The organism is Sporosarcina highlanderae (assembly GCF_030433715.1).
Classification (GTDB): domain Bacteria; phylum Bacillota; class Bacilli; order Bacillales_A; family Planococcaceae; genus Sporosarcina; species Sporosarcina highlanderae.
In genome coordinates this window covers 137,538-150,674 of record NZ_JAROCC010000009.1, presented here as the reverse complement: position 1 = coordinate 150,674, position 13,137 = coordinate 137,538, and the positions used below count along the sequence as shown (strand labels likewise).

Below are 13,137 nucleotides of genomic sequence, written 5' to 3'. Positions count from 1 at the left end.
TCGCGATTGTTAGTCCTATAAATCAAGAGCATTTTATTGATAAAGCAAAGAAAAGAAAAAGTCAAAAACAATAAATTAAATAAATTGTAAAAAAAAGGGAACTGAGCCGTCTTACAGCCCTGTTCTCTTTTTTTAATTTATTCAAATGAACCAATTGGAAGAAAATACAAAATGAGTAAAGTTATTGAATCTATGCAACGCTAGTGGGTACCAAACTAATCCTTCTTCTCTTTCCCTCGCTTTTTCTCTCTCTTTTCCTTATCTTTCTCTCTTTTCTTCTGCTGTTTTTTCTCTTCTTTCTCTCTTTCCTTCTGTCGTTTTTTCTCTTCTTTCTCTTCTTTCTTCCCTTGTTTCTTTTTCTCTTTTTCTTGTTTTCGTTCTTTGTCCTTCAATTTTTCCTTCTGTTTTTCCAACTCTTTTTTATTTTTCGCGATCAATGGTAGATCGAATTTTTTCGTTGGTAATTCGCTGATTGATCTTAAGAGGACTTCCGCGAAAATAGGCGGAACCGTGAAACTACTGGTCGATGTTAAATAGTGGTCAGTATCTGTTTTGTCATACCCCAACCAAACCGCACCAACGATGTCTGGAGTATAGCCGACGAACCAATGATCCTTTGAACCATCTACTCCTGTGAATGGCAGCTGAGTGGTACCAGTTTTACCGGCAACTTCAAGGCCTGAAATTTGTGCTTTCTTGGCCGTACCATCTTCGACTGCACTTTGCAGCATATAAGTCATTTTCTGGGCAACTTCCGCTTCAGTCACTCGCACTGACTGTTCGCGCCACTTTCCAAGGACTTCGCCTTCCGAATCTTTTATTTCCAAAATCGCATGGGCCTCCATCATGACCCCGTCATTCGGAAAAGCAGAAAAAGCTTGGGCCATTCGCAGGGGTGAAGTACCTTGGTGCAAGCCCCCTAATGCAAGGCCAAGATTATGGTCTTGTTCATCCAATGGGATTCCGAACCGTTCTACGGCATGTACCCCATTTTCAATTCCAATGGTATGCAAGAGCCAGACGGGAGGGATATTAAATGAATGAGCGACTGCATCGTACATGGTAACTTGGCCTCTATACCGCTGATCGAAATTCTTAGGAGAATACCCATTAATGTTAATAGGTTCGTCAATAAGCAAATCCGAAATATCATAGCCTTTCTCAACTGCAGGGGTGTAGACGGCAATCGGTTTCAAGGTCGACCCCGGTTGCCTAATAAGCTTAGTCGCATTATTAAAGCGTCCATGCGTATACTCCCCTCTGCCCCCAACAAGTGCAGTAATTCCACCCGTCTTCGGATTCAAGAAGACGGAAGCGCTTTGAATGAGTTGATCGGGCTTACTCTCAGGAAAATAACGGTCATCCTCATAAACTTCTTCAAGGGCATCTTGAATAACAGGATTTAACTCCGTATAGATATGTAACCCTCCAGAAAGCACTTCATTCTTCGTCAACTTGTACTTGTTGACCGCCTCGTCAATAATATGGTCTACATAATAAGGGTATTTCCCTTTATAATCCGTCATTGTTGGATCGGCTAATTCTATTTCTTGTCCGATCGCTTCATTGAACTCCGCTTGACTAATATACTTTTCATTTTTCATTAACGATAAAACAATATTGCGTCGTGCCACCGACTTTTCCATGCTTTTATAAGGAGATAAATGAGTTGGCGCCTTGATCAATCCCGCTAATGTAGCAGATTCACTTAACGTTAACTGGCTTACATCTTTCCCGAAATAGACTTGCGCAGCTCGTTGAACTCCCCACGCTCCTTCGCCAAAATAGATTTGGTTTAAGTAACGTTCCATAATGTCATCTTTTGAATACGTTCTCTCAATATTCTTCGCGATTATCAATTCTTTGAATTTACGAGAGTATGTACGTTCATGCGTTAAAAACACATTTTTTGAAAGTTGTTGAGTGATCGTACTGCCGCCAGCAACAACTTCACCTTTGAACAGGTTTTGGGTAAATGCTCTAACAACCCCGAAATAATTAATCCCACTATGTCTGTAAAATTGTTGATCCTCAACAGAGACGACTGCTTCGATCAGCTCTTTTGGAATGCTATTTAGAGAAACACCCTCAATATTCGAATTGGAAATTTTACTAACGACTTCTCCGTTTCGATCGTAAATAAACGTCGGTCTTGGTTCAGCTACCTCTAATTTACTCACATCACTCGACGAAATTAATACATTCAGTATGACCAGACTACAAATGGCCGCAATTAAGATACAGAGAAACAGTATGCGGATAGGCTTTTTTAAGTAAAGCCATCTCTTCCCTGTATTCATTTTTTTCTGTTGTTGCTTATGTTCCATTCTTCCCATAAAAATTCCACCTTCTTCTTTGCCTTTGAAACACTCAATTTTAGCATATTTTTTGTAAAGGTACCTGTGCAACAAACATTCATGATAATTCAACCAATTTACATAAACATGCAGGTGTTGAGTGTTAGGCTCTGACAGAATTCGAAATTCAATGAGAGCCCTAATGCAGGACGGGTAGCAAACTGTCCTCCGGCTTCCGATGTTCGATCAGCACGCCCCGGAATATATCCTCGTAACTTCTTTATTTAAGCTCAGTCTGCCGCACTTTGAACTCATCTTCCCGGAACTATTGATTAAACGTATAGTACCAAAAAACAGCAATTTCATTTGCTGTTGGAAAGTTTGAATAGAGCATAGTATCAACGGCACCTATTACGAAGTGGTTTTTGGCATAAAAACGACAAGCTGAAAGATTAATATCTTGCGTTTCAAGCATCAAACCAATAGAGTTTTTCTCCAAGGCCCATTCAGTAGCTTTATGTAATAACGATTTCCCCACACCATTTTTTCTATAATTTTTCGCAACAGCAATGTCTTCAATTAACGCAAATCCATTCCAGTTTGATCTAATTTTAATCCGACCGATGCATTTGTTTTTATCGTAATAAAAAAATACAGCTTTCGATTCTTCTTCAACATAACTCATATCAATTTCATCATCTTCATACTTCTTGAAATAAGGTTCAGTAAATAGCTCTTCTGTATAATTCCAAACATTGTTGACAAACGTCGGAACAATTCTTCCAAAAACAATAAAGTCTTCGTTTGGCTCATTAAAATCCTTCATATTTACTCGATTCATTTTGACTATCATATCGATCTCCTTTGAATCTTCCCGCTTAATTTAACTTCTACTACTAATCTGAATAAGGCTATTATAACATTTCTTACTGTACTTACCTGATCGTTATCCAACTAACTAAAGGGTTGCGGGAACATGTTAAAATATAGAAAACCACCTAAAGGAGAAAATCATATGCCTATCTACAATAAACTTGTGCGTGACTTGATACCCAACGTTATAGAATTGGATGGTAAAAGGTTTGTCACATATAGATTGGACGACCAGCAATACATAACGGAAGTGAACAAAAAAATGCATGAGGAATTAGCGGAATACGAAGCAGCAATCACATCGGATGATGCCATCGAGGAACTTGCAGATTTAATGGAATTAATCCACTCAGCGGCGAAGTTTCACGGAGTGACGGTGGAAGAGCTGGAAACAGTACGTGCGGAGAAAGCAGTCAGACGGGGCGGATTCGAGGCACGGATATTTTTAGTGGAAGTGGAAAATGACTAAGGTACCTGTGCAACAAACATTCACGACAATTCAACCAATTTGTATAAATATTCAAGAAGATTATACAACAGCCTTTACAACAATCCTCTCATTGAATTTTTATACAATTGTAGTGAATAGCCGGAATAGTTTGATGCACAGGTACCTCCCTAAGCCATGATTTTTGGTTTTCTTTGTTCCAATAACGGCTCGATACTGGCAATTTCATCACCCGTATCAATATCAATAAAGGTGCTTGTTTCAGTAAACCAGCAATCCGGGGCTTTGTGTCCCCAGAAAGTTTGCCGGAGCGGATCATTTAAGTCCCAACGTTTCGGCTTCAAGTCCGGATCGCTTGTTAAGTAATCACCCGTGTATAGTTCAATTCGGTGACCGTCCGGATCTCTCAGATATAGGAAGAACGCGTTGGATAAGCCATGACGACCAGGTCCGCGCTCAATCGAGGTTGCATACCCCATACTTGCTAAACAATCGCAACAGTCAAGTATGCTCAGCCGATCAGTTACTGAATACGCGAAATGATGCAATTTGGGTCCCGGGCCATTCATGAAAGCCTGATCATGAACTGTCGGCTTTCGGTAAAGCCATGCCGCCCATAGGTCTCCATCTTCGGTATCCGTATACTCTGAACAGGAAAACCCTAACTGATTGACATAAAAATCATAGGCTTTTTGGACATCAGGAACTGCACAATTTACGTGGTCAATCCGTTGAATTTTCGCTCCACGATAGTGGTCATATCGCTGCAGCATCCGGTCAACGACAGTCATTTCTGCAAAAAACTCCAATGGGATACCTGATATATCATGTACGCGAAGGGTTCTTCCCAACGCAAATTGTTGGCCTTTCGCCAACCATTTTGTTTTCAATCCTTGTGAGGTGAAAAGCTTTTCGATTTCATCAAGGTCCTGTTCTTTCTGAACCTTATAACTAATCACTTCAACAGCGGCTTTTTCCGCTTTTTTCAATAGTAAGCTGTGATGGGAATGTTCCTCTAAACCTCTTAAATAAATATGATTCTCATCACTTTCCGTTTCAATCATGCCTAATCCATCCACATAAAATTTGCGGGATGCCTGCAAATCGACTACATGAAGCACGGTTCTAGCGATTCGAATGATTGAAAAATCCATTTATGTCCCCCCTATCTTTCCCTATTTCTTTCCGAATTGCTGAATACGATGCTCTTCAATCGAGACATGAATAACTTTCAGTTCGGTATAAAAATCGAAGCCGTAATGACCTCCTTCGCGCCCAATTCCAGAGGATTTCGAGCCGCCGAAAGGTGTTCTTAAATCGCGTACGTTCTGAGCATTGACCCAAAGCATTCCGGCTTCAATTTTATGTGCAACTCGGTGGCCACGTTTGATATCATTCGTCCATACATAACCCGCAAGTCCATAATCGATGTCGTTCGCCAATTTAATGACCTCATCTTCATCTTTAAATGTCATGACGGTCAATACAGGTCCGAAGATTTCTTCTTGTGCCACGCGCATGCTATTTTCGGCATTCAGTATAAGGGTAGGCGCTACAAAATTCCCTCTAACGAATTCGGCTGGAATATCACCGGTAAGGACTTCGGCACCTTCACCCTTCGCAATTTCCAAATAGCCTTTCACTTTGTTGTAATGTCCTTTATCGATCAATGGCCCTACTTCCGTTTCTGCGTCAAGCGGATCTCCGATTTTAATCGCAGCAACACGAATCTTTAATGCTTCAATGAATTTCTCTTTGATCCCCTCTTGTAAAAACAAGCGTGAGTTTGCTGTGCAGCGTTCCCCGTTGAAGGAATAGATCCCCCACACGCAAGCGTCTAAAGCCCGATCGAAATCGGCATCTTCGAAGACGATGATCGGTGATTTCCCACCTAATTCCATCGAGCAGCTCTTCAATGTATCAGCACTATTTTTTATAATTGTTGAACCTGTTTTTGTTTCGCCTGTAAATGAAATAAGCTGAACATCAGGATGTCTGACAAGCGCATCCCCCGCAGTCTCACCATAGCCATGAACAACATTGAAGACACCTCTCGGAAGATTAGCTTTATGAATCACTTCAGCTAATAGATTAGCTGAAAGCGGGGAAAGTTCCGCAGGCTTTAAAACAACTGTATTACCAGTCGCAAGCGCAGGAGCCACTTTCCAAGTTTCTAACATAAAGGGAGCATTCCATGGTGTGATCAATCCTGCAACCCCAACAGGCGAATGGATTGTATAATTGATAAATTCATCATCCACTTGATAGGCTTCTCCCACAAGACGATTTTCCACCATGCGGGCATAAAATCTGAAGTTTTCTGAAGCTCGACTTACCATATTTCTAGTTTGGCTAATCGGAAGTCCCGTATCAAGTGCTTCCAAAAAAGCTATTTTTTCTATTTCTTCATCAATCAAATCTGCTATACGGTAAATGTATGCCATTCTTTCTTTCAGTTTCATCGTTTTCCAAGGACCGTTATCAAAGGCTTCCCTGGCGGCTGCCACTGCTTTATCAATGTCATCTGATTGTCCTTCGGCGACTTCATTGATTTGTTCATTTGTAAACGGATTCATGTTTTTGAAGGTTTTCCCACTTACAGCGGAAGTGAATTCCCCATTTATATAGAGTGATATATTCTTTTGTGTTTCATGTTTTAAAGAAACCTTTTCGTCCGTTGTTATCATCTTTATCACCTATTTTCTATTTTTCATCAATCATTTTACAGCGGTTTCCTCCGATAGAATGGCAAGGTCCAAAAGTGTTTTACGGACTTCTCCTTGTATTTCTGCTGATGGCAATCCCAAAGGTAAGCGGAGCTTCGGTGTAATTTTCCCCATCATGCCAAGTGCCACTTTAACTGGTGATGGATTTGTATCCTTGAAAAGCACATCATTCAACGGCATTAATTCGAAGTGAAGGTCTTGTGCTTTTTTAACATCCCCATCATTCCATGCATTATAAAGTTCTGCTACTTTTTTCGGCTCAACGTTTGCTGTTGCACTGATAAATCCTGCACCCCCGATTGCTAACATCGGATAGCAAAGTAGTTCGATTCCTGAGTACAATAGAAAGTCCCTTCCGCAATTTAGCAGTACACGATTTACATGTTCAAAATCTTTATTCGATTCTTTGACACCTATAATGTTCGAACAATCTTCGACTAAACGTTTCATCGTACTGACTTCCATATTGACAGCGGATCGACCGGGTATATTGTAAATGATGATGGGTATCTGAACTGAATCTGCTACCGTTTTAAAATGCTGATAAAGTGCCTCCTGGTTCGGTTTATTATAGTAAGGCACTATAACCATTGCGGCATCCGCACCTATTTCCTCAGCATATTTCGTTAGTTCCATTGTTTCATCATGATTGGTCGATCCCGTTCCTGGCGTAAAAAACACACGACCATCAATCGTTTTCTTTGCTAATTCCATAACCCGTTTTCTCTCTGTGATTGTCATAGAACTTGGCTCACCACTTGTTCCTGTAACAGAAATCCCATGGCTACCGCTATCAATTTGCCAGTTGATCAACTCGATAAACGTTTTTTCATCAATTTCACCGCTTTCAGTAAACGGTGTAATGACAGGACAAATTGAACCTCTTAACCTCTTTTTAGCTTCTTCATATGCCAATAGAATCCACTCCTCCTTAGTGATTACACAAATTACCCTTCAAGCTCTTTTAGTTCGCGATACTTCCCCTGGCTATATAATAAGGGGGGTTTTTCTTCAAGCTTAACGCCCGTAACATGACCGATGAATATCGTATGATCTCCCGCTACAAATTCACTATGCAGCACACAAGTGACGATCGCTAACGAGTCTTCTAACACCGGCAAACCCTTATAGGATCCGAACGTAATTTCAGATTTTAGATCCAGTTGACCTGAAAATTGCTTCGATAGAAGTTGTTGGTCAGATGATAATATGTTAATCGCGAATTGTTTAGCATCTTTTATATGCTGCAGCATTTTCGCGTTTTCTCCGATACTGATCGCAACAAGCTTCGGGTTAAGAGAAATGGACATAAAAGCATTTGCTGTCATACCGTGCACTTCTTCAGCAACCTCTGTCGTAATTACCGTTACACCTGTCGTAAAACTGCCCATGACATTTCTGAACAACCGATCATCTATCTCATGATCTACATCTTCCATACTCCATTCTCCTTCCCACTTTCAACAACTCTTTCACTTATAGTATGCCGGCCTCTTTTTTTGCTTTATTCAAGAAGTTTGTCACCATATCCTTATACGGTTGCTTATCAAATCCATCATAATAGGCATTCGACATTCTTACTGGATCTCCAAAGAAGTAATATTCATAGAGTGCTTGGCGGTTTCCGAATGCGCTAATCGTAATATCCCATGCCAGGCGGAATAGCTGCACTCTTTCCTCACCGTTTATATTCGCACCTTGCGTGTAACGATGTACTAATGGGCCGACGTCCGTGTTGCTGAAGTCCGCTTCAGTTGGGAGTGCCATCAATCCTGAAGCCCCAAGGATCTTAATGATTTCATTCATACGCTGGTACATTTTCGGGAACCAGTTGCGCGCCGCATTTAACGGTTCAAAGTCCGGCGTCATATTACCGTATTGATCGATTTTCGCATTGTGTTCAGCTTTAAATAAATGGGAACGCATCACTTCTAAAATGACCATGATTTCGCTCGCTTTTTCTTTAACATGCATGAATTGATCGATACCGATCGCTTCCATCATGCTGACGACAACGCCTAAAATGAATTCAGTCTTTACGATGCTTTTGCAAATAACTTGATGCGTCATATGTATAACCGCATTCGTCTCGGCATACGTACGATTACAGATATCTGTACTTTCACATACAAATACTCTTTCCCACGGGACTAATACATCTTCAAATGAAATGATTGCATCGCTTTCATCGAACCTTGCGCCTAACGGGTGATCCCATTTACTTTTCCCATAGTCGAAAGATTCACGGGATAGGAATTTCAAACCCTTTGTATTATTGGGAATTGCAAATGCAAATGCGTATGGATCATCTATAGTTCCTGGTGTTCTATTTATGGTAGAGGGGAATACGACGAGTTCATCCGTGATTCCGCCGAGTGTTGCCAAAAGGCGACAACCATTCACAATAATTCCGTCTGATGTTTTTTTCGTAATCCGTGCGGAGAGAAATGGATCTTTTTGTTCTGATTGCGTTAGCTTTGATCGGTTCACTTGAGGATGGATTAATGTATGCGTTAAGCTAATATCATTTTCCCGGGCATATTCATAGTAATCTGCTGCATTTTTAGCAAATTGATCACTTCCGCCGCCCGTTTGCGCAAAAAACTGGTTGGCTGTTCCGAATGCCATAATGCTGGTGTTCAAATAATCTGGCGAACGCCCCATCATGCCCCCGGAAAAAGCAGCCCATTCTTTATGCATTTCACGTCTTTTGAACAAATCTTCTTTCGTTTTAGGTGCAATAAATGAAAGTCCTACCTTTTCCCCAGATGTCGGTGAAGTATACAGCATTTTATCCGGCTTCTCATGTTGTAAATCAAAGAGACCCGCAACGCTCTCCACTACATTTTTAAATGCAGGATGTGTAGTAACGTCGTCCACTTTCTCACCGTGGATCCATACTTCCGTATTCCGTTTTTTAATACCTTCAATGTATTCTTTCCCTGTACGTGCACCCATGCGATTCCCTCCTATTTATATAAATTTTTTTACTTTTTAAACCGCGTGTGAATGTTATTCTGTTTATAAGTACCTGCTTCACTAAATTCAATTAATTCCATTGACAATGCTAAATAACGCTTGGACATGACAGGATTGAAATGTTCTTTCATCACTTCAAATAACGCATCACAAACGTCTTTTTTTACTTCTTCAGAGCGTCCAGCTCCAATTTTCAACTGCGCATGGACAAACGCATCATCCTCGGCACCATCTGCCACACGATACTCTTTTAACTCAATCGCTCTGGAACGAAGACCGCCTATTGGAAAAACAGTGTCTCTTGCAATAAGAACTTTATGAATCTCTTCTAATAGTTTTTTGATATTCGCTTCTTCTTTTATATTATCCGTGTACTCGACGATAAAATGGGGCAATTATACCACCCTTTCCCTACTACCGATTTGTGAATAACTCATCGCCGATTATGGTATTGACCAAACGTCCGATTCCCTCAATTTCCGTGACGACTACATCACCAACTGCTGTATCGACAGATCCTTTCGGAGTACCTGTCAGAATGACATCGTTTTCACTCAACGTCATAAAGCTGCTTAAATAGGATATGAGCGTTGGGATATCGAAAATCATATCTGCGGTTGTCCCTTCCTGGACGAGTTTGTCATTGACATGCGTCGTCAATTTTAATTTCATGGGATCAGCCACATCTGCTGCATCAACAATCCATGGACCGAATGGCGTACCTGTATCACGATTTTTCACGCGCAAATTGGGACGATAATAGTTTTCCAAGTAATCTCGGATTGCATAATCATTGGCGACACTATAGCCTTTAATATAATTGTAGGCATCCGCTTTTTTTACATTCCGGGCAGTTTCGCCGATGATGACAGCCAATTCACATTCATAATGCATATAGGTTACATCTTCGGGTCGACGGGTATATGCATGATGCCCGACAAACGTATTTGGACTTTTTAAGAAAACAAGTGGTTCGGATGGAGCAGAAAATGCAAGTTCTGCAGCATGGTCTGCATAATTCAGACCTAATGCAAACACAGTTCGCGGTTCTATCGGCGTCAGCCAAATCACTTCGTGTTCTTCCACTATTCGACCGTCATCTAATTTGAGTTGCCCTCCCCATTCAACCGCTTCATGAATGGCTCCCCCATAAGCTATCCGCGCTCTCCTCATAACAGATCTCTCCATTTTGTTTCTTTTCCGTCCACGACGAAATTTTCCAAACTCCCTATACCTTCTATCTCAATCCGGATCTTATCGCCTATTTGGGCTAATGGAGCATTCTCAGGAACACCCACAAGTAACACATCCCCAGGACTTAATGTCATGAATTCAGTTACATCCGCAAGCAAACGAGCGATTGGACGAATCAGATTTGATGTGGAATTTTCCTGTTGAAGCTTTTCATTAATGAATACACGAATGGTTAGATCATCGGGGTTTTGGACCTCATGACGATTAATGATCCATGGCCCGATTGAACAAAATCCATCGCGTGCCCGATGTTGAACAGCTGGACGGTATACACTATCATGCGGCACACTTGTATCATTGACGATTGTATAGCCCGCCACATACGTCAGGGCATTTTTTTCATCTACAGCGATTGCCTGCTTTCCAATAACTAATCCAAGTGCTGCGCCTATTGTTAGCTTTGTTAGTCCTTCCGGCATGGGGATCGATCCACCGTAACGGTTATACGTATTTGCCGGTTTAATATAAAGGACAGGAGCGATTGGCGGTGAGCCATATGGTTGGTCATATACAGCATCACCCAAACTTTCAAGTTCTCCTTTATAGTTTAATAACGTTCCGAAAACCGTCCCGGTAATCGGGTTGTCAATCTGAAGATCATCAAGACTTACTTCGTCTTCCAGAAGGGTGACGGTATTCGTAACCGGATTGACATCCACAGAAGATAGAACTTGCGATCCCAATACTTTAATTTTAGACTTCACACATTTCACCCCTTAAGAAGTCCTACCATGTACTTTAAGACAGCAATGCTTTGTCGCTTGTCATTTTTTCTCCCCGAATGCGTTGGAATTCTTCCATTAACTTAGGAATCGTCAAGTTCTTCTTTTCCTCAGTCCCGATTTCGAGGATAATTTGTCCTTTATCCATCATGATGAGCCGATTGCCCAAATCTAACGCCTGTTGCATATTATGTGTGATCATCAACGTAGTAAGCTTATCTTTCTCAACAAGTTGCTTTGTCAGATTGGTAATAAGTTCTGCTCGTGAAGGATCCAATGCAGCCGTATGCTCATCTAAAAGCAAAATGGACGGTTGGGTAAAGGTGGCCATCAAGAGCGAGAGGGCTTGCCTTTCCCCGCCGGAAAGCATTCCTACTTTTGCATTCAAACGGTTCTCTAAATTCAAGTGAAGCGTTTCAAGAGATTCACGGAATAATTCACGCCGCTTTTTATCAACTCCCTTTTTCAACGCACGTTTTTTATTTCTGGAGTAAGCCATTGCAAGGTTCTCTTCAATCGTCATCGATGGGGCAGTACCAGCCATCGGGTCTTGAAAAACTCTTCCAATCATTTGCGAACGCTTATATTCCGGCATCCTTGAAACATCTTTACCTTCTATTTCTACGACTCCAAAATCAGGAGAAAGAGCGCCTGAAATCACATTCAGCATAGTGGATTTTCCAGCGCCGTTGCTGCCGATTACAGTCATAAAGTCACCGGTATTCAATGTAAGATTTATTTGGTCCAAAGCAATTTTTTCATCAGGTGTCGCTTCATTAAACACCATATTAATCTGATTGAGCTTTAGCAAGGGCACTACGCTCCTTCATACGCAACTGCTCATGCTCCAGTAATCGTTCAGCATGGCGTTTCGCTTTTCTTCTTTTTTCCCGTCTCTTTTCAAGGTACTGTGGCAATATTAATGCTCCAATTACAATGACAGCAGTAATTAACTTCATATCACCTGGGTCAAGGAAGTCCACCCTAAGGGCAAGACCTAAGACAACTCTATAAATGATGGCTCCAGCAATTACGGCAATTGTCGTGCGCACTATTGTTTTAGTACCAAAAATCGCCTCGCCGATAATAACGGATGCCAATCCGCCGATAATCATTCCAATTCCCATTCCGACGTCGGCAAATTTGGAATACTGAGCAATCAATGCACCCGAAAACGCTACAAGCGCATTCGAAAATCCAAGACCTACAATAACAAGCGTGTCCGTATTTGCTGATAAACTTCTAATCATTTTTTTATTATCACCAGTGGCCCTTATCGCAAGACCCACCTCGGTCTTCAAAAACCAATCCACGATAAATTTGATGATCAAGGTGATAATGATCATGATGAATAATGTACCGTAGGTGGAAGGCAAGTTTTCAAATCCTACCATGGTGAGAAAATTGTTAATCGCGGTGTCGATGCCTAAAGGACTCCAAAACGATTTAAACTCTGAAAACATCGTTTCAGCCTTCAATAAAGGGATATTCGGTTTACCTATGGAATTCTCTGAGGTCAGTCCCATTATGCGTAAATTTATTGAATATAAGGCAATCATCATTAATATCCCTGATAGGAGTGCATTAATTTTCCCTTTCGTATGCAATAGGCCGGTTACACATCCAGCAAGGAACCCTATCAGAATCGCGACTACTGTTGCAAACACCGGATGATATCCGAAAATAATCATCGTAGCAGCCACTGCGGCCCCTGATACAAAACTACCGTCAACTGTCAAATCCGGAAAGTCGAGCACTCGGAATGAAAGATACACACCGAGTGCCATTATTGCATAGATGATTCCTTGTTCCACAGAGCCGAATATAGCTGCAAACAT

At 41.3% G+C, this 13,137-nt stretch carries 13 protein-coding genes; 1 reads left to right on the top strand and 12 read right to left on the bottom strand.

What is annotated here, in order from left to right:
- Window positions 1–215: 215 nt before the first annotated feature.
- Window positions 216–2,336 carry a transglycosylase domain-containing protein gene (locus P5G49_RS12450; RefSeq protein ID WP_301244209.1) on the bottom strand — a complete coding sequence of 707 codons (2,121 nt, stop codon included), beginning with the start codon at window positions 2,334–2,336 and terminating at the stop codon, window positions 216–218.
- A 286-nt stretch (window positions 2,337–2,622) separates the two neighbouring features.
- A complete protein-coding gene (gene satA, locus P5G49_RS12445) occupies window positions 2,623–3,150 on the bottom strand; it encodes a streptothricin N-acetyltransferase SatA (protein ID WP_301244207.1) in 528 nt (175 codons plus the stop codon).
- A gap of 162 nt (window positions 3,151–3,312) precedes the next feature.
- Here satA and P5G49_RS12440 point away from each other — a divergent pair, with 162 nt between their 5' ends.
- Window positions 3,313–3,639, top strand: a complete 327-nt coding sequence (locus P5G49_RS12440; protein ID WP_301244205.1) for a nucleoside triphosphate pyrophosphohydrolase — start codon at window positions 3,313–3,315, stop codon at window positions 3,637–3,639.
- Window positions 3,640–3,788: 149 nt separating this feature from the next.
- Here P5G49_RS12440 and hpaD read toward each other — a convergent pair whose 3' ends face one another.
- The 10 genes from hpaD to P5G49_RS12390 are packed head-to-tail and all read right to left on the bottom strand — an operon-like array spanning window position 3,789 to window position 13,137.
- Entirely contained in the window at window positions 3,789–4,772 is a 984-nt protein-coding gene (hpaD, locus tag P5G49_RS12435; RefSeq protein WP_301244204.1) for a 3,4-dihydroxyphenylacetate 2,3-dioxygenase, read from the bottom strand.
- A 21-nt stretch (window positions 4,773–4,793) separates the two neighbouring features.
- Window positions 4,794–6,305 (bottom strand): 5-carboxymethyl-2-hydroxymuconate semialdehyde dehydrogenase, encoded by a 1,512-nt coding sequence (hpaE, locus tag P5G49_RS12430; RefSeq protein WP_301244203.1) that lies wholly within the window; start codon window positions 6,303–6,305, stop codon window positions 4,794–4,796.
- 30 nt (window positions 6,306–6,335) lie between these two features.
- On the bottom strand, window positions 6,336–7,259 hold the full coding sequence (gene hpaI, locus P5G49_RS12425; protein WP_301244201.1) for a 2,4-dihydroxyhept-2-ene-1,7-dioic acid aldolase: 924 nt from the start codon (window positions 7,257–7,259) through the stop codon (window positions 6,336–6,338).
- Window positions 7,260–7,291: 32 nt separating this feature from the next.
- Entirely contained in the window at window positions 7,292–7,783 is a 492-nt protein-coding gene (locus tag P5G49_RS12420; protein WP_301244199.1) for a flavin reductase family protein, read from the bottom strand.
- A 37-nt stretch (window positions 7,784–7,820) separates the two neighbouring features.
- Window positions 7,821–9,302: a 4-hydroxyphenylacetate 3-monooxygenase, oxygenase component gene (hpaB, locus tag P5G49_RS12415; protein WP_301244198.1), complete on the bottom strand. Its 1,482-nt coding sequence runs from the start codon at window positions 9,300–9,302 to the stop codon at window positions 7,821–7,823.
- 29 nt (window positions 9,303–9,331) lie between these two features.
- Window positions 9,332–9,718 carry a 5-carboxymethyl-2-hydroxymuconate Delta-isomerase gene (locus P5G49_RS12410; RefSeq protein WP_301244197.1) on the bottom strand — a complete coding sequence of 129 codons (387 nt, stop codon included), beginning with the start codon at window positions 9,716–9,718 and terminating at the stop codon, window positions 9,332–9,334.
- Window positions 9,719–9,737: 19 nt separating this feature from the next.
- Complete coding sequence (locus P5G49_RS12405) at window positions 9,738–10,496, bottom strand: fumarylacetoacetate hydrolase family protein (RefSeq protein WP_301244196.1); 759 nt, start codon at window positions 10,494–10,496, stop codon at window positions 9,738–9,740.
- The gene (locus P5G49_RS12400) at window positions 10,493–11,281 is read right to left on the bottom strand and encodes a fumarylacetoacetate hydrolase family protein (RefSeq protein WP_301244195.1); all 789 of its coding nucleotides are present in this window, start codon (window positions 11,279–11,281) and stop codon (window positions 10,493–10,495) included. The genes P5G49_RS12405 and P5G49_RS12400 overlap by 4 nt, the downstream gene beginning before the upstream one ends.
- Window positions 11,282–11,315: 34 nt before the next feature.
- Complete coding sequence (locus P5G49_RS12395) at window positions 11,316–12,110, bottom strand: ABC transporter ATP-binding protein (protein WP_301244194.1); 795 nt, start codon at window positions 12,108–12,110, stop codon at window positions 11,316–11,318.
- Window positions 12,088–13,137 (bottom strand): ABC transporter permease, encoded by a 1,050-nt coding sequence (locus P5G49_RS12390; RefSeq protein ID WP_301244193.1) that lies wholly within the window; start codon window positions 13,135–13,137, stop codon window positions 12,088–12,090. The genes P5G49_RS12395 and P5G49_RS12390 overlap by 23 nt, the downstream gene beginning before the upstream one ends.

What these genes read in the sequence shown, in the direction of transcription:
- satA (WP_301244207.1), bottom strand. Translation starts at nt 3,150, where the DNA reads ATGATAGTCAAAATGAATCGAGTAAATATGAAGGATTTTAATGAGCCA.
- P5G49_RS12450 (WP_301244209.1), bottom strand. Translation starts at nt 2,336, where the DNA reads ATGGGAAGAATGGAACATAAGCAACAACAGAAAAAAATGAATACAGGG.
- P5G49_RS12405 (WP_301244196.1), bottom strand. Translation starts at nt 10,496, where the DNA reads ATGAGGAGAGCGCGGATAGCTTATGGGGGAGCCATTCATGAAGCGGTT.
- P5G49_RS12390 (WP_301244193.1), bottom strand. Translation starts at nt 13,137, where the DNA reads ATGTTTGCAGCTATATTCGGCTCTGTGGAACAAGGAATCATCTATGCA.
- hpaD (WP_301244204.1), bottom strand. Translation starts at nt 4,772, where the DNA reads ATGGATTTTTCAATCATTCGAATCGCTAGAACCGTGCTTCATGTAGTC.
- hpaB (WP_301244198.1), bottom strand. Translation starts at nt 9,302, where the DNA reads ATGGGTGCACGTACAGGGAAAGAATACATTGAAGGTATTAAAAAACGG.
- P5G49_RS12420 (WP_301244199.1), bottom strand. Translation starts at nt 7,783, where the DNA reads ATGGAAGATGTAGATCATGAGATAGATGATCGGTTGTTCAGAAATGTC.
- P5G49_RS12440 (WP_301244205.1), top strand. Translation starts at nt 3,313, where the DNA reads ATGCCTATCTACAATAAACTTGTGCGTGACTTGATACCCAACGTTATA.
- hpaE (WP_301244203.1), bottom strand. Translation starts at nt 6,305, where the DNA reads ATGATAACAACGGACGAAAAGGTTTCTTTAAAACATGAAACACAAAAG.